Source organism: Pseudomonas sp. NFIX10 (assembly GCF_900111955.1).
Classification (GTDB): Bacteria; Pseudomonadota; Gammaproteobacteria; order Pseudomonadales; family Pseudomonadaceae; genus Aquipseudomonas; species Aquipseudomonas fluorescens_AA.
In genome coordinates this window covers 20,702-35,914 of the sequence record NZ_FOKH01000049.1, presented here as the reverse complement: position 1 = coordinate 35,914, position 15,213 = coordinate 20,702, and the positions used below count along the sequence as shown (strand labels likewise).

The 15,213-nt window shown below is 57.9% G+C and carries 16 protein-coding genes; 10 read left to right on the top strand and 6 right to left on the bottom strand.

From position 1 onward, the window contains the following. Positions 1-458: 458 nt before the first annotated feature. The 3 genes from BM321_RS28770 to BM321_RS28760 form a co-directional block, all read right to left on the bottom strand. Positions 459-1,166 (bottom strand): cupin domain-containing protein, encoded by a 708-nt coding sequence (locus BM321_RS28770; protein WP_092446387.1) that lies wholly within the window; start codon positions 1,164-1,166, stop codon positions 459-461. A 49-nt stretch (positions 1,167-1,215) separates the two neighbouring features. Further along, positions 1,216-2,073, bottom strand: a complete 858-nt coding sequence (locus BM321_RS28765; protein ID WP_092446386.1) for a GNAT family N-acetyltransferase — start codon at positions 2,071-2,073, stop codon at positions 1,216-1,218. Positions 2,074-2,299: 226 nt separating this feature from the next. Next, positions 2,300-3,226, bottom strand: coding sequence for a 2-hydroxyacid dehydrogenase (locus tag BM321_RS28760; RefSeq protein WP_092446384.1), 927 nt, complete (start codon positions 3,224-3,226; stop codon positions 2,300-2,302). A gap of 286 nt (positions 3,227-3,512) precedes the next feature. On the opposite strand from BM321_RS28760, the gene gabT reads away from it, so the two are divergent. The 10 genes from gabT to BM321_RS28710 all read left to right on the top strand — a co-directional run bounded on the left by gabT (position 3,513) and on the right by BM321_RS28710 (position 12,451). Further along, positions 3,513-4,805, top strand: coding sequence for a 4-aminobutyrate--2-oxoglutarate transaminase (gene gabT / locus BM321_RS28755; protein ID WP_092446382.1), 1,293 nt, complete (start codon positions 3,513-3,515; stop codon positions 4,803-4,805). A 92-nt stretch (positions 4,806-4,897) separates the two neighbouring features. Continuing rightward, positions 4,898-5,554 (top strand): HAD family hydrolase, encoded by a 657-nt coding sequence (locus tag BM321_RS28750; RefSeq protein WP_092326583.1) that lies wholly within the window; start codon positions 4,898-4,900, stop codon positions 5,552-5,554. Positions 5,555-5,600: 46 nt separating this feature from the next. After that, positions 5,601-6,089, top strand: a complete 489-nt coding sequence (locus BM321_RS28745) for an Lrp/AsnC family transcriptional regulator (RefSeq protein ID WP_008146530.1) — start codon at positions 5,601-5,603, stop codon at positions 6,087-6,089. Positions 6,090-6,387: 298 nt separating this feature from the next. Next, on the top strand, positions 6,388-7,419 hold the full coding sequence (gene pstS, locus BM321_RS28740) for a phosphate ABC transporter substrate-binding protein PstS (RefSeq protein ID WP_092199665.1): 1,032 nt from the start codon (positions 6,388-6,390) through the stop codon (positions 7,417-7,419). A 72-nt stretch (positions 7,420-7,491) separates the two neighbouring features. Next, complete coding sequence (gene pstC / locus BM321_RS28735) at positions 7,492-8,457, top strand: phosphate ABC transporter permease subunit PstC (RefSeq protein WP_060742350.1); 966 nt, start codon at positions 7,492-7,494, stop codon at positions 8,455-8,457. Further along, entirely contained in the window at positions 8,457-9,368 is a 912-nt protein-coding gene (pstA, locus tag BM321_RS28730; RefSeq protein WP_060742349.1) for a phosphate ABC transporter permease PstA, read from the top strand. Before pstC ends, pstA begins: the two co-directional genes overlap by 1 nt. A 75-nt stretch (positions 9,369-9,443) precedes the next feature. Further along, on the top strand, positions 9,444-10,205 hold the full coding sequence (gene pstB, locus BM321_RS28725) for a phosphate ABC transporter ATP-binding protein PstB (protein ID WP_025214260.1): 762 nt from the start codon (positions 9,444-9,446) through the stop codon (positions 10,203-10,205). Between the two features lie 94 nt (positions 10,206-10,299). Beyond that, entirely contained in the window at positions 10,300-10,998 is a 699-nt protein-coding gene (locus BM321_RS28720; protein WP_092446380.1) for a Fic family protein, read from the top strand. Continuing rightward, the gene (locus tag BM321_RS28715) at positions 10,998-11,624 is read left to right on the top strand and encodes a hypothetical protein (RefSeq protein WP_371856653.1); all 627 of its coding nucleotides are present in this window, start codon (positions 10,998-11,000) and stop codon (positions 11,622-11,624) included. The genes BM321_RS28720 and BM321_RS28715 overlap by 1 nt, the downstream gene beginning before the upstream one ends. Before the next feature lie 191 nt (positions 11,625-11,815). After that, positions 11,816-12,451, top strand: coding sequence for a hypothetical protein (locus BM321_RS28710; RefSeq protein WP_092164498.1), 636 nt, complete (start codon positions 11,816-11,818; stop codon positions 12,449-12,451). Between the two features lie 42 nt (positions 12,452-12,493). On the opposite strand, the gene BM321_RS28705 is transcribed toward BM321_RS28710, so the two are convergent. The 3 genes from BM321_RS28705 to BM321_RS28695 all read right to left on the bottom strand — a co-directional run bounded on the left by BM321_RS28705 (position 12,494) and on the right by BM321_RS28695 (position 14,557). Then, positions 12,494-13,039 (bottom strand): hypothetical protein, encoded by a 546-nt coding sequence (locus BM321_RS28705; protein WP_092446378.1) that lies wholly within the window; start codon positions 13,037-13,039, stop codon positions 12,494-12,496. A 163-nt stretch (positions 13,040-13,202) separates the two neighbouring features. Then, entirely contained in the window at positions 13,203-13,892 is a 690-nt protein-coding gene (locus BM321_RS28700) for a lipopolysaccharide kinase InaA family protein (RefSeq protein ID WP_092446376.1), read from the bottom strand. Then, a complete protein-coding gene (locus BM321_RS28695; protein WP_092446374.1) occupies positions 13,892-14,557 on the bottom strand; it encodes a class I SAM-dependent methyltransferase in 666 nt (221 codons plus the stop codon). The genes BM321_RS28700 and BM321_RS28695 overlap by 1 nt, the downstream gene beginning before the upstream one ends. Positions 14,558-15,213: the final 656 nt, after the last annotated feature.

The following is a 15,213-nucleotide window of genomic DNA, read 5'->3' as shown; positions in this document are numbered from 1 at the left end:
TGCGTGATAAATCACCAACTCATCTTTGGCGACATCAACACCCACGATCGGCTTTGCGACAGAAACCGGCATTGCCATTGAAAATCCTCCGGGCTAAGGTTTGAACACTTGAAGGGTTCACCCAGAGGCGCAGGCTTGTTCCTATCGTCGGTCTAGGCCAGATGCATTCTTTATCGGCGCTTGGGTGAAAGGAGGAGGGGTGAAATCTCCCACGGTCTGTACTGCGGCTAACAGTCAGAATCGAGCTTTGTCCCTCCTCCCCCCTTCAAGTCCTACCATACAAGCGAGCTTGCTCGCGATGAGGCCAGTAAACCCAACATCTATGTAACTGAACCACCGCCATCGCGAGCGAGCTCGCTCCCACAAGGGGACCTCGGTGTACATGAGGTCTGTGGCTTCTGAAAATTCAATGTGGGAGCGAGCGTGGCCTTACCAATCCAAAAAAGCCCCGCCAGACATCACTTGCAGACGTAGACCTTGCGCACATAGACGCTGCTCTTCCAGGCGCAGGGCGCGCCTCGAGGCACGAACACTGTATCGCCCGTGTTGACCGCCAGTTCGGAACCGTCGGCGATCTGGAGAATGATGCTGCCCTCGATCAGGTGCATCAGCTCATGCATCGTGTGTGGCCGCGCCTTGCGGGTATAGGGTGTCGAGTCCCAGATGCCGATGCGCAGGTTGGTCGCGTCCTCGACGAACACGTTGTTCGAGCGACATTGCGGTGTCGGGCTCAGCAGGAACTCTTCACTCGGAGGCGTCGAAGGGGATAGCAGGGTGTAGGGGGGAAGGGCGGTCAGCCCGACAGTGCCGGCTTCAACAGGCTGGGTATCGGCACAGAATGCCCAGAACGAGCCAGGTAGCGCGTCGATCTGAACCGATGTGCCACGGGCGATCACGGCGCTGTCACCCGGATTGAGTTCGAGCGCGTGATCCTGGCTCTGCAGGATCACGCGCCCCGCGTGGACCACGATCGTTTCACTGTAGGGGTATCGATCGCTGCTGAATTGTCCGCTCGCCTGGACGACGCCGGCAGCAATGTCATCCGTCCCGACATAAGCAATCTGCCTGTCGAAAGGATCGTTGGCGCCCAATGTGCCGCAGGTGAACGCTGTTGACGCGGGAGTGCCGTTGGCATGTGCGAGCAGCACGGCGGTGGGTTCTAGCATGAGGGTATTTCTCCAGGAGAGTGGATGGTGTCGCTGTGAGGTGAGGGCGTCAGCCGATGGCCTGGGTCACCAGTGCAAATTGCTGCACGCCGCCGCTGGCCTGGGGCGGGGTCCCACGGACCATTTGGGCGACGGTGTCGACCTGTCTCAGCCCGGCGTCTTCCAACCACGGGCCGAGGCCGCAGTCGGAAGGGATGTCAACGCGCACGAAAGCATCCGGCACTCGAGCCAACAACACCGCGATCAGGTGCTTGGCCTGATCTGGGTTTTCCGCAACGACCGGGCCGATGGAACGACCACGACCGAAGGGACGCAGAAGGGCGAACGCTCGCAATTGCCCCTCACGCTCGATACCCACGACGTCTTCGACATGCTCGAACAGATCGTTGAGCACGGCATGCCTGTCCAGGCCGCTGCCGGCGTTGGCGAGTTCGATCAGGTCGTTTCGATCGGCTTCGGTCAGGTGGCGCAAGCGCTCACCGGATGGCAGGTCCATGGGGGCCGGAGGCGATACGTTTCCTTGGTGTTGTTGGATATGTCCAAAGTCAACGAAGCCCTGGCTGGCATAAAGGGGCGCGCCGGCCAGCGTCGCGTTGAGCATGGCGGTCCGCGAGCCGCACGCCTGGAGCGCCAGCTCCATCAGTTTGCGACCGATGCCCTGGCCCTGGTACTCATCGCTGACGATCACCAGGCCGATCGTGGCGTAATCCCCCTGCGGGCAGGTGAACGCCGTACCGATCAGGCGGCCTTCGTCCTCTGCGACAAAACCCTGCGAGACACGCTGCAGCATGGCCCAGTCTTCCAGGCGGTGGGGCCACTTCAACTGCACGGACAACGCATGGGCCGATGTCACATCGGCAGTCGTCATGGGGCGATAGGTGTAGGCAGGGCGTTGCGTGTTGGACATGACAGATCTCCATGGACAGGGAGCGTGACCGGTCGGATTTCTCCGCTGAAAGTATTGGTATCTCACCTGCCACCAGGCCTGACAAGAGGCGGACATTGATTCGGTAGATTGCATAAGTTGCGGCGTCGCACGCCGCAGTTATTGCTCAAATCTGGCGCAGGCTCAGCAGCAAATATCAGCGGATTTTCCGTCGGTGTTTTTCTCGTAGGTGCATGACAAGCGCAGGTCAGTAACGGCGCTGAGGGTCAATCTGGCCGAGCATCGATTCGCCGCGCTGGTGGCGGCGGATATTGTCCAGCAACACGCCAAAGGCACTTTCGGGCTGGGTCATCGCCGCGATATGTGGCGTCAGCAATATTTGCGGATGCTGCCAGAACGGGTGATCCGGTGCTGCCGGCTCCTGTTGCAATACGTCGAGTACCGCGGCACTCAGCTGGCCGCTGGCCAGAGCCTCGAGCAGATCCTCTTCTATCAAGTGCCCGCCACGGCCCATGTTGACCAGGGCAGCCCCCTTGGGCAGATGTTGGAACGACTGGCGGTTGAGAATCCCTCTGGTCTGCTCGGTCAATGGCAAGACACACAGCACGATGTCGCATTGGCCGAGGAACGCCGGGAGCTGTTCGTCACCGGCAAAGCAATCCACCCCGGCGATGCGGTGTTCGCTGCGTGCCCAACCTGATAAGGCGAAGCCAAAGGTCTGCAAGGTGGCCAGGATCTGCCGGGCCTGCATGCCTAGCCCCATGACACCGACCCGACGCTGGGCCGCCGGCTGCAGCAAGTGCGCCTGCCAGCACCGGGCGACCTGTTGCTGGCGATAACGGAGCATGTCCCGGTGCAGGCTGAGCACGGCGAAACTGGCGTACTCGCACATGCCCCGGGTGATGCCGGGGTCGAGTAACCGGACCACGGGCAGGGACGTGGGCAGGCGATCAAGGTCAAGCTGGTCGACCCCGGCCGACAAGGCGAACAGCACCTCCAGGTTTGGCAGCCGTGTTTCGAGGTCGTCCGGCGCCTGCCAGGCGGCGAGGTAGCGAATATCCTTTGGATCGCCGATGTCCGGCCAGGCACGCCATTCGATATCCGGCGCGTGCTCGGCGAACAGACGCTTCCATTGTTCGCCGCGTACCGGGTCGGCTTTATAAAGCAGGGCCATGGGTCACTTCTCGTACTGGATAGGGAAGCTCCAGCATGCCCGACTGGTAAAGCAGGATGTATCAAAAGAACCTGCGTAATCACACATCGCTGCGTTGTATAGGGCGTCTGCCGGCAGATTCCATCGGGCTGGAGGCGGCTGAAGGAATCTGCTGTTTGCCGGGGTGAAAACAGTCGATCCGAATTTCCCAGAGGCCAAGTTCGGCTTAGACAATCGCGTCGAACGCTTAACCTGTGGAACACATCGCAGCCGTTTCCCGGTTGCCCGGTTCACTGTGGGAGATGCCATGAACAGTAAAGTCGAAGAAACCCCAAGCTTGCTCCGTCAACGCGATCAATTCGTGCCTCGAGGTCTGGTCACCGCACATCCGCTGGTCATCGACCGGGCTCAGGGGGCTGAAGTGTGGGACGTGGACGGGGCGCGCTACCTGGATTTCGTCGGCGGCATTGGCGTCTTGAACATCGGTCACAATCATCCGAAGGTAGTCGCGGCCGTGCAGGCCCAATTGCAAAAGGTCAGCCATGCTTGCTTCCAGGTGGTGGCCTACAAGCCCTATCTCGACCTGGTCAAGCGCCTGTGTGGGTTGGTGGGTGGTCAGCAGGCCTACAAGGCGGCGCTGTTCACCTCTGGCGCGGAGGCGGTGGAGAATGCGGTGAAGATCGCCCGCGCCCATACCAATCGTCCCGCCGTCATTTCCTTTCGTGGCGGTTTTCATGGGCGGACCTTGCTGGGTACGACGCTGACAGGCATGAGCCAGCCCTACAAGCAGAACTTCGGGCCCTTCGCACCGGAGGTCTTCCATACCCCATACCCGAATGCCTATCGTGGTTTCAGCAGCGAGATGGCGCTGCAGGCCCTGAATGAGTTGCTGGCGACCCAAGTCGCTCCGGATCGAGTCGCGGCGATCATCATCGAGCCGGTGCAGGGCGACGGCGGCTTCCTTTCTGCACCGCCCGAATTTCTCCAGGCGCTGCGGACCCTGACCGAGCAACACGGCATCGTGCTCATCCTCGATGAAATCCAGACCGGTTTCGGCCGTACCGGCAAATGGTTCGGTTTTCAGCACGCCGGCATTCAGCCGGACCTGGTCACTGTCGCCAAGAGCCTGGCAGGTGGCTTGCCCATTTCGGGCGTGGTAGGGCGTGCGCACATCATGGACGCGCCATTGCCCGGTGGGCTTGGCGGCACCTATGGCGGCAACGCCTTGTCCTGTGCCGCCGCGCTGGCGGTGATCGACGCTTACGAACAGGAGCAGTTGCTCGAACGTGGCCAGGTCCTGGGCGAGCGGTTGCGTCAGGGGCTGCTGCGCTTGCAGGCACGTCACCCGCGCATCGGTGACGTGCGCGGTACCGGCTTCATGCTGGCCATCGAATTGATCAAGAACGATGAGGCCCGCAGCCCCGATGCCGAACTCACCCAACAACTGATCGACCAGGCCAGGGTAGGCGGGCTATTGGTGATCAAATGCGGGGTGTACCGAAATGTTCTGCGCTTCCTGGCGCCCCTGGTCACCGAAGAAAGTCAGATCGACGAAGCACTGACCATCCTTGAGGCAGCATTGCTCCGCGTGTTGGATTAATCTCAGGCCTCGGTCGACCCGCTGCAGTGACGGGCCGACCGAAAGCATTTAGAGCATATGGATGGATGAATGCATCACGGGAGGCGACACACATGCACCTGACTGATTATCGTGCGCTGCTGATCGATTGCGACGAAGTCCTGGTCGATCGGGATTCCGGTGTCTGGACAGCCCTGCAACCTTTGCTCGACAACCATCCGGACGTGCCAGGCAGGGAAGTGGTGCTGGCTGAGTTCGACGAGACGGTGCGCGGGCTCTATCCGCGTTTTTCCGAACTGGGCTTCAGTGGTTTATTGTGCTTTGCCCATCGCCAACTGGCAGAGCGCCTGGGGCTCAAGGTCAGTTGGGAGGAGGGCATGAGCTTTGCCCGTTCGGCCTGCAACTGGTCTCTGTTCGAGGACGCGCCCGGTGCCATGTTGTACCTGCGCAAATTCTACCGGCTGCTGGTGTACTGCGATCGTGATGCCGAAGATCGTGACCCGCTCTGCGAACGCCTGGGAATCCCCCCCGAGGACTTGCATTCCCGCGCCAGCAATCCATTGGAGGACGAGGCATGGTTGCTGGCGAACAAGCTCAAGCCTGAAAACATCATGCAAGTGTCCAGGCCGCCCGCACACCCGCCAAAGTCGTCGGGCTTGTGCCTGATCCGTCGTGGCCATGAGCCTGATAATCAAGCATATTCCGCCGATTTCTATATCACCAGCATGGCCGACCTCGTCGCTCAGCATCAGCTATCTTTGCGGCGTTGAATTTGCTAAAACCACTGTCAACCTGAAGACAACCGAGGGGTACCCGATGGAAGGTTTAATAAAACTAGACCGAATTGATATCAGTATCCTTGTTGAACTTCAAAAGGACGGTCGAATGACCAACGTCAGTCTCGCCGATGCCGTGGGCCTGTCATCCAGCCCATGCCTGCAGCGAGTCAAGCGGCTCGAGTCGGCTGGTTACATTTCCGGCTACAGGGCTCATCTCAACCTGGCCAAGATCACTGACTCGGTGACGGTCTTCACTGAAATCACCCTCAGCGACCACAAGCGGGAAGACTTCGCCAAGTTCGAATCCAATATTCGCTTGGTCGATGAGGTGCTGGAGTGCCATTTGATCAGCGGCGGTTACGATTACCTGGTGCGCTTCATGACGTGCAGCATCCAGCATTACCAGGAAGTGATCGAAGGGTTGCTGGACAAGAACATCGGCATTTCCAAGTACTTCAGTTACATCGTCATCAAATCCCCCGTGCTCAAGGATGGGGTTCCGCTGCGTAGGTTGTTGCGTCACTGATACGTCCCAGCACTCGCCGTCCATGACGGCCCCCCCTCGAACGGGTCCTTAGGACCTGCAAGCAGCCTCAGCGCTGCCGGCATCAATGCGCCTCAGCGTTGCGATCCGATCAATCGGCGATATGACTTCCACTTTTTCAGGCTCTGTAAAACGCCGGTGCGCGCGCGTGCGCGAGCTTTTCATGTCGGTGCGGCGGCACAAAAAGGGGACATTTGCCCCTTTGCCATTCGATCTTCATAAAAACGTAACACGACTGTTGCAGAGTTCCCCAGCCCGTCATCACAAGGAATTTCTTTCAATGAAAAGTTTGATGAAGTCTGTTGCGCTCGCCGTTACGCTTTCTCTTGGTGCCACTTCGGCGACATTCGCTGCAGAAAGCGTCCGTCTGACGGGTTCTGGCGCGAGTTTCCCGGCGCCGATCTACCTGACCTGGTTCAAGGATTTCAGCAAGAAATCCGAAGGTGTCACTGTGGATTACCAATCCAAGGGCAGTGGCGCGGGTGTACAGGACTTTCTGAATAAAACCGTCGATTTCGCCGCCAGTGACTCGGCAATGAAAGACGAAGACATCGCCAAGGTTGCCGAAGGCGTGCAGTTGCTGCCGATGACCGCTGGGGAAATCGTGCTGGCCTATAACCTGCCGGGCAACCCAAAAGGCTTGAAATTGCCACGCGATGTGTACTCCAACATTTTCCTGGGCAAGATCACCCGCTGGAACGATCCGCAGATCGTCGCTGCCAACCCGGACCTGAAACTGTCCGATACGCCGATCACGGTGGTGGTGCGTGCGGATTCCAGCGGGACGACCGCGGTATTCACCAAGCACTTGGCAACCATCAATCCGGAGTTCAAGCAGGCGCTGGGGGAGGGCAACACCGTCAACTGGCCGGCCAGCGACAAGTTCATCAAGTCGCCGAAGAACGATGGCGTGACGGCTACCGTGCGCCAGACGCCAGGTGCGATTGGCTACATCGAATACGGCTTCGCCAAACTTGCCAAGGTTGATTTTGCCCAGTTGCAGAACAAGGCCGGCCACTATGTCGTGCCAAACGCCGAGAGTGGTGCCGAGGCTCTGGCAGCGGTGAAGATGCCGGATAGCCTGGTGTCCTGGTTGCCTGATCCAGACGGCGCCAAGTCGTACCCGATCACCTCCTACACCTGGATGATTTTCCGCAAGAACAACGGCAACCCGGCCAAGGCCAAGGCCATGCGTGAAATGGTCGAATACAGCCTGACCGAAGGGCAGAAAATTGCCGACTCGATGGGTTATATCCCGTTGCCGCAGTCGGTTGTCGAGCAGGTTCGCAAAGCGTCCGCCAACATTCAGTAACGCCTGAGGCCTCTCTCGGTGTGTGCTGTCAGCCATGCCGGGAGAGTTTCCCCCCTGTTCCGGACTTAGCCAATGAACAAACCCTTTGTCGTACCGGTTAATCCAGATTCTGCCTGCCAACCACCGTCCGCGAAGGACTTCCTGGTTGATCGCACCTTTCGTGCGCTTGCGCGTATTGGGGTCATTCTGGTTCTGGCGTTGGTATTTGCCCTCGTGTTCGAAGTGGGACGCAAGGCGCTGCCTGGCATGGAAAAGCACGGGTTCGATGTGCTCCTAGGCACTGTCTGGGACGTAAACCAGGGTAAATACGGCATCCTGCCGGCAATCTGGGGCACGCTCTACAGTGCCTTCATCGCATTGCTGATCGCGGGCTTTTTCGGCGTCAGCATGGCGATTTTCCTGACCCAGGACTTCCTGCCTCCCAAGCTCGCCGCCATTTTCCGGACCATTGTCGAATTACTCGCGGCCATCCCCAGCGTCGTCTACGGCCTGTGGGGGATCTACGTGGTGATCCCGGCGATTCGGCCACTGACCACCTGGTTGAACAGCGAACTCGGCTGGGTGCCATTTTTCGGCACATCCTTGAGCGGGCCGGGGCTGCTGCCTGCAGCGTTGGTGCTCGCCATCATGATTCTTCCAACCATTGCCGCTGTTTCGCAGGATGCGCTCACGGGCGTACCGATGAAAACCAAGCAGGCCGCCTACGGCATGGGGACCACCCATTGGGAAGCGATTCTCAAGGTGATGGTGCCGTCGGCCGCCACGGGCATTTTCGGTTCTCTGGTACTTGGCCTGGGACGTGCGCTGGGTGAAACGATGGCGCTGGCCATGCTGGTAGGCAACGCGAATAACATTTCCCTTTCGCTGTTCGCACCGGCCAACACCCTGGCGGCCTTGCTGGCCCTGAACTTCCCCGAAGCCGGGCCGAACGAGATCGAGGTGTTGATGTATGCCGCACTGGTGCTGATGTTGATCACGTTGATCGTGAACGTCTTTGGCTCCTTGATCATGATGTACGCCCAACGGGGTAATAAGTGATGACCGACCTGACTGCTGCAACAGACTTGACGGCTCCGGCAGGCGCAATGCCCAGCCTGCAGCGCAAGTTCGAGGGCCGCGCCCTGCGCAGCCTGATCCTGACCACCCTGGTCTGGGGCGGGGCGCTGCTGGCCAGCGTGCCGTTGATTTCCGTGCTCTACATGCTGATCACCCGCGGCGGCGCTCGCCTGAACCTGGAAGTCTTCACCGAACTGCCGCCGACGGGCTTCGAGATGGGCGGGGGCTTCGGCAACGCAATGGCCGGTACCTTTGTGATGGTGGGTATCGCGGCGGCAATCGCGGTGCCGGTGGGCATCATGGCGGCGATTTTCCTGGCTGAACTGGGGCCGGACAGCAAGTTGGCGAACGCGGCGCGCTTTGCCGCCAAGATGCTCACGGGACTGCCATCGATTCTGGCCGGGGTGTTCGCTTACGCCCTGGTGGTGATGACCACCGGCACTTATTCGGCACCGGCCGGTGGCGTAGCGCTGGCAGTCCTGATGCTGCCTATCGTCGTGCTGACGGCAGAAGAGTCGATGCGGATGGTGCCCAAGATCATGAAGGATGCCGCCTATGGCATGGGCTGCACCCGCTCGCAGGTGATCTGGAAAATCGTCTTGCCCACCGGCATGCCGGCGATCCTGACCGGCGTGATGCTGGCGGTGGCACGTGCCGCGGGCGAAACAGCGCCGTTGTTGTTTACCGCGCTGTTCAGCAACTACTGGATCTACCACCAAGGCAGCCTCGAGGTCATGAACCCGACGGCATCGCTTGCCGTGTTGATCTACAACTTCTCCGGCATGCCGTTCGACAACCAGCTCGAGCTCGCATGGGCGGCCTCACTGGTGCTGGTGATGATCGTGCTGGTCGTGAATATCATCAGCCGTATCTTCGGCAAGCCCAAGTATTAAGAACGGGAGCATCTGATCTTGAACGTATCCACTGCGCAAATAGCCGCTCCGTTTGTCACCCAGGCGCCTGTAGTCATGGACTGCAAACTGGACAAGATTTTCTACGGCAACTTCATGGCGGTGCGTGACAGCCATGTGCCGATCGAGAAAAACAAGATCACCGGTTTCATCGGGCCATCGGGCTGCGGCAAGAGTACCGTGCTGCGCAGCCTCAACCGGATGAACGATCTGGTGAAAGGTTTCCGTTTCGAAGGCCATGTGCATTTCCTCGGGCAGGATGTCTATGGCAAGGGCGTTGATCCGGTGGTCGTTCGCCGTTACATCGGCATGGTGTTCCAGCAGCCGAACCCGTTCTCGATGAGCATCTTCGACAACGTCGCGTTTGGCCTGCGCCTCAACCGCTACAAAGGCGATATAGGCGATCGGGTCAAGCATGCGCTGCAAGGCGCCGCCCTGTGGGATGAAGTCAAGGACAAGCTCAAGGTCAGCGGCCTGTCGCTCTCCGGCGGCCAGCAACAACGCCTGTGCATCGCCCGCGCCATCGCCACCGAGCCGGAAGTCCTGCTGCTGGATGAGCCCTGTTCGGCACTCGACCCGATCGCTACCCGGCGGGTCGAGGAATTGATGGTCGAGTTGAAGAAGGATTACACCATCGCGCTGGTCACCCACAACATGCAGCAAGCCATCCGTGTCGCTGACACCACTGCGTTCTTCTCGGTGGATATTTCCCAGGGCACGCGTACTGGCTATCTGGTTGAAATGGGCCCGACAACGCAGATTTTCGACAACCCACGTGAACAGATGACCGGTGACTACATCAGCGGCAAGTTCAGCTAAACCATACATCCGGTCAAGGCCGCATACCTGCAGAAGCCAAATGGATTTGGCGGGCATCCGGTAGACATTTACCAAGCGTTTCCAAGGAGCACCAATGCCTGCTACGCATCGCCTTGATTTGCCTGCGATTGAACATGCACTGCGCGAAGTGCAACACCGCTTCGCCGAGCTCAGCCGGCACTTCACGGAGCCACGCGACCCCTTGACTGACGAAGTGCTGCACAACGTGCTTGAAGGCTACGCGTTGATTGACGACTATGTTGCCCGCGGCGTCGATCTGTTCGACCTTCAGCACCTGAACCTGATGCTCGAGATCAACGCCACGGTGCTTTGTGGCCGAGACCCGACGCGCCGCGTGGAATACGCCCAGCACCTGGCCGCGACCGAGGCGCATTTCTTCAACAACGTTGAGGGAGGCATCAAGGACTTGTTCAATTGGTATTGCACGTATCGCAGCGAGTCCGTCTGGAAGCGTGCGGCTGGCGTCTATGTGCGCATTCTCAGCAAGCCGCAGTTGTTCATTGAAGGGAACAACCGCAGCGGGTCGCTCATCGTCAGCTACCTGCTCATGCGCGCGGGTTTGCCGCCTTTCGTGTTGACGCTGGAAAACGCCAAAGGCTATTTCAACCCGTCATCGGTTATACGCAACTCTGCCAAACATGGAGTCAAGGCGTTGTACGAACTGCCCAAGATCAAGAAAAAATACGCAGCCTTCCTGGAAGAACAAGCGCCTGACCCGATGAAGTTTTTTCTCAAGGGCAAGTCTTTGCCCCTCTCTCAGGGTGGCCATTGATGAGCGGGAATTCAGCGCTCGCCAAATGCAAAATCTTCGGCAGCCGGGCAGGGCAGGCCGTCCGCTGGGCTATCCCGATGCAGATGTCCAGGCGGCAGCGCATACGCATTTCGTTTGATATCGATGACACGCTCGCCTGCCAACTCCACCACTGCGAAGTCGAACAAAGCCGATTGCCGGCCTGTGTTCATCGCTGGCTGGGTGAGCCATTGCGCAGGGGGACACGCTCCCTGATCCGAGAGCTGCGCCGCCAGGATTGCAGCATCTGGGTCTATACATCGTCCGGCCGCACGCCGTCCTACATCCGGCGTTGGCTGTTGCTCTACGGCATCCGCGTCGACGGTGTGGTCAACAGCGTGCTGCACAATCAGGCGCTAACGGACCATGGGCTGTCGAACGCACCCTCGAAATATCCGCCGGCGTTCGATATCGATTTGCACGTCGATGATTCCGAAGGCGTACAGATTGAAGGTGATGACCATGGCTTTCGTGTTGTCGTGGTGCATCCGGAAGATGACGGCTGGGCCCATAAAGTGCTGGAGGCGGTCGCCATTGTTCAGGCGCAGCTGGCTTGGCAGCAGATGCCTGTCCAACGACCTTCGTTACACCGGGTGCCGACTGTTTAGCGGGTGATTGCGAACCGCGTCCCTTTAGTAGGCCGAACCCGCTCGGTCGCTCCAGCTCATCCCTCAGCCTCGTCGATGGAAAAACGCGGGTGAGGGCAGAGAGTGATGGCCTTTTGATTTCAAGCAAATATCGCTAGAATCCGTCCCCCCTCTCTGTGAGCGGCATCAATACATTAAGCAAGGAAGTCGATATGCAATTTGGAAAAGCCATAGGCCTTGCCTTGGCCTTGAGCCTCAGTGGATGCGCCAGTTTCACCAAAGATGAAGTCGCCCCCGTGAATCTGCCTTCGATGGCCAGCTATTCGAACAAACCGAACGTCTATGTCGACTTCGATTTCTATCAGGGCGAACCCGACAATGCCAAAGCCACCGAGGTGCCTCAGGCCCGTGACATGCTCAAGCCCGATCTGAAGCGAGCCTTCGATGAATCAGGGCTTTTCGGGCGTGTAGTGTTCGACGAATTCCAGAAGCAACCCGGCGACTACAGCCTTCGCCTGAAGGTCTACAACCATGCGCCAGGCGGTGGGCAAATGGTCTGGGCGTTCATCAGCGGCCTCACGTTCACGGTCATTCCTGCGCTGGCAACCGACCAGTACACCGTGAGCCTGGAAACCTTGGACAATCAGGGCCAGCCGTTGGGCAAGACCAGCAATCATGACGCGGTCAACACTTGGATGGGTATCTGGTTCCTGCCGCTGGCGGGTAACACCCCCAAGGCTGCCATCACTGACACCTTCAATCGCCAGGTCAATGCGCTGCTGAAAAACTGGGTCGACAACAACCGCATGAAATATTCCGCTGTCGATACCCACATCCCACGGGGTTGAGACCGATAGAAAAAGAGCCGCAGTCGCGGCTCTTTTTTTTGATCACTTCAACGCTTGAGTGAACTGTGGGTCGTTGTACAAGCTCTTGAGCAGATCTTGCAGCATAGGGTTGTAGTTGTTAGCCGCCGCCGGAATGGCGATCGGACCGAAGAAGCTACTGTCCCACTCACGCTGCACGTCTTTAGTGGTTTCGTACAGGACCTGATCACCTTTGCGCAGGGTGAAGCGTGCAGCCAGTTCGCCATGCCCAGTGCCCACGCCGGTGGTGAGCTGGCTCTTGATCAACTGAACCTGCAACTGCCGATCAGCACGAGGATCCAACAGACCCGCCTGACGCAGCTCATCGTTGATCGCGGCCTGGATGTGCAGTGGAACGCTGCCCACGGGCGAAGAAATCGGGTTCAGGCGCACGATCAGCGACCCTTGGCCCGTATCCGCATTCACCTGCGTCTCGCGCAAGGACTGCATGGGCTCGTTTTTCTTGAGCTGCTGAACGTTCTGGAAATTGGGTTCATAGCGGGTCATGGTCACGCCGCAGCCCTGGAGCAGCAATGCGCAGAACGGTAGGGCCAGGTAGAGCTTCTTCACAGCAAATCCTTATGTGCTTTTTTAGAAGGCGTGATTATCGACTGATAGCCTTGAGCCATCAAGGTTGGCAAAAGGTTTATGACGTACTTGAACATCGTGTGGACGGATCAGTCATTCACGTCCCCCGATAACTGCTGTTCACCGAAAGGTCGATAGAGCCGGTCTACTCGGGAACCGCAGTCGGGAAAACGCTTCGATAGCCCTGGAGAAAGGCCTGCCATTGCGACTCTGTCCATGATGAGCGGCGTTTTACCTGGCGCAAGTCATGTCTGGCCGCCCGTTTTGCGCTGATGCGCTGGCGGGCCTTTTCCATATCGATCAAGGCAATATCGATCCCACGGCGATCGACTCGAATGAACACATGTTTCAGGTACAGGCAGCCATGTTGCCAACGGCCTGCATTCAATCTGGCCAGGCTGTTGCCATACCTGCGTAAGATCTCGCAGTGAAGGGGTTCTCCCCAGCGCTCATGCTCACCTTGAGCGTAACAATCCTCCAGGCTGGTATAGCCATGCAGCGCTTCAGTGACCAGTAATGCCAGCCAACGCTTATTCTGTTTTCGACATCCTGCATAAACTACGCGAGGTACCCGAACCCCCAGTTTTCGAGCCTGTAAGAGTGCGTTGTATTCACGCATTGCAGTTGGATAGCCGAACGGATGGCGCCAATCGTAGTAGAGGTGCTCAACTTGCTGCTTTCGATAATAAAGTTGATGCTCACTTGTCGATACGCGCTGCACGCCACTTTCCCCGCCACGGCGAAGATTAGGCGCTTCAACCCAAGTGCCAGGCATCTGCAGCCATAGGTCCATATCAGCTTTATCGAACGAATCGACTGCCGAGCTGGTCGCCATTACTTGACCACTCTTAGTACATATACCCGCCACATATGGAACAGGGGAATGAAGTCAATATGGTTTTCCACGGTAAATCCAGCTTGGCGAAACTCATCTTCAATGACTTCAGCCGGAATGACGAAGCGATTTTGATAGGCGTGCTGGATTCGGTTGGCTTCGGCTCTTTTGCGTTTCCAGGCTTTGAAGTTTCCATCCACCCAGAGTGAAATGATGACGCTGTCACGCGTCACCCTACAGAACTCCTTGAGCATGGCAAGACGATCGGCGGGCAGACCGAGATGATGGATCAGGCGCATTGAAAAGATACTGTCGACGGACTTGTCCGGAAGCATTATTTCGAAGGCAGAGGTATGCAGAGGGCTGACGCGCTTGACCACCTCGGCGGGTTGCGCGTTGCAGGCTACCGCCAGCATGTCCAACGAGTTGTCGGCGCCGATGACGGAGCGATTGCTTTTTTCCGCAAGCATTGGCCAGAACCGTCCGGCACCGCATGGCAGGTCAAGAATCAGGTTTGGTTGGTTGGCAAGCTGCAGTGCTTTGCGGGCTATTTGCACTTCACGCCAATGCGATAATTTGCGAGAAAATCCGGTCCGATGCTTTCTGAGATAACGCTCGGCATGTTCGCGATTGTATTTCTCGGAAAATTCATGTCGTTCAGTCATGCGTTGTTCTCATATGAGTGCGTCAGAAGAAAATCGGATGATGGGGGGCTTGTATCAAGTCCGCGGCATGGATTCTGAAAGAACCGAGGAACGAAATAAATTCTGCTCACTGCAAAGTCTTTTCAGCTTTAAATAACAATCCGTTACACCAAAGAATAATGCAATGAAAAACAGCCATATCTTGTCAAAGTGTATGGGTTTTGCCGATTTATTACATCTTGCGACAATCTTGACGATTATTGACATAGCTGTGAGTCAAGGCCGGACGGATTATTGCTGCAGACGTGGTTTGGCATAAACACCAGGGCTGAACCGTCGGAAGTTTTTGCGGCGGCAAGACTGACCTTGCCGGTAATTTTGTAAACACGAGCCTGAATGGAGCCACTCATGAGATTAAGAAACCTGATTGTCTTAATTGCCTGCGAGATTGCCCTCGACCCAATGTGTACGGTGCATGCCGCGAATGAATGGCGGTCATGGGGTTGGCTTGCGCATCGGTATGAGCTGCTGCATTGGTGACAACACCGGCAGAAAACGCCATGGCCAGCAGCGGCCGACTGGAGCGAAGATGATTCGACAGGCTAATGAAAACCGACTTTTCCCTTCATGGATTACGAACAGGTGCCGGCGGCTCCCGGAAGCCCTATGCATTCGAT

Excerpts from the sequence above, each read along its gene's own strand:
- BM321_RS28745 (WP_008146530.1), top strand. The coding sequence starts at position 5,601 with ATGGAAGGTTTAATAAAACTAGACCGAATTGATATCAGTATCCTTGTT.
- BM321_RS28715 (WP_371856653.1), top strand. The coding sequence starts at position 10,998 with ATGAGCGGGAATTCAGCGCTCGCCAAATGCAAAATCTTCGGCAGCCGG.
- pstA (WP_060742349.1), top strand. The coding sequence starts at position 8,457 with ATGACCGACCTGACTGCTGCAACAGACTTGACGGCTCCGGCAGGCGCA.
- BM321_RS28750 (WP_092326583.1), top strand. The coding sequence starts at position 4,898 with ATGCACCTGACTGATTATCGTGCGCTGCTGATCGATTGCGACGAAGTC.
- BM321_RS28770 (WP_092446387.1), bottom strand. The coding sequence starts at position 1,166 with ATGCTAGAACCCACCGCCGTGCTGCTCGCACATGCCAACGGCACTCCC.
- BM321_RS28765 (WP_092446386.1), bottom strand. The coding sequence starts at position 2,073 with ATGTCCAACACGCAACGCCCTGCCTACACCTATCGCCCCATGACGACT.
- pstC (WP_060742350.1), top strand. The coding sequence starts at position 7,492 with ATGAACAAACCCTTTGTCGTACCGGTTAATCCAGATTCTGCCTGCCAA.
- BM321_RS28700 (WP_092446376.1), bottom strand. The coding sequence starts at position 13,892 with ATGGCGACCAGCTCGGCAGTCGATTCGTTCGATAAAGCTGATATGGAC.
- gabT (WP_092446382.1), top strand. The coding sequence starts at position 3,513 with ATGAACAGTAAAGTCGAAGAAACCCCAAGCTTGCTCCGTCAACGCGAT.
- BM321_RS28710 (WP_092164498.1), top strand. The coding sequence starts at position 11,816 with ATGCAATTTGGAAAAGCCATAGGCCTTGCCTTGGCCTTGAGCCTCAGT.
- BM321_RS28720 (WP_092446380.1), top strand. The coding sequence starts at position 10,300 with ATGCCTGCTACGCATCGCCTTGATTTGCCTGCGATTGAACATGCACTG.
- pstB (WP_025214260.1), top strand. The coding sequence starts at position 9,444 with ATGGACTGCAAACTGGACAAGATTTTCTACGGCAACTTCATGGCGGTG.
- BM321_RS28695 (WP_092446374.1), bottom strand. The coding sequence starts at position 14,557 with ATGACTGAACGACATGAATTTTCCGAGAAATACAATCGCGAACATGCC.
- pstS (WP_092199665.1), top strand. The coding sequence starts at position 6,388 with ATGAAAAGTTTGATGAAGTCTGTTGCGCTCGCCGTTACGCTTTCTCTT.
- BM321_RS28760 (WP_092446384.1), bottom strand. The coding sequence starts at position 3,226 with ATGGCCCTGCTTTATAAAGCCGACCCGGTACGCGGCGAACAATGGAAG.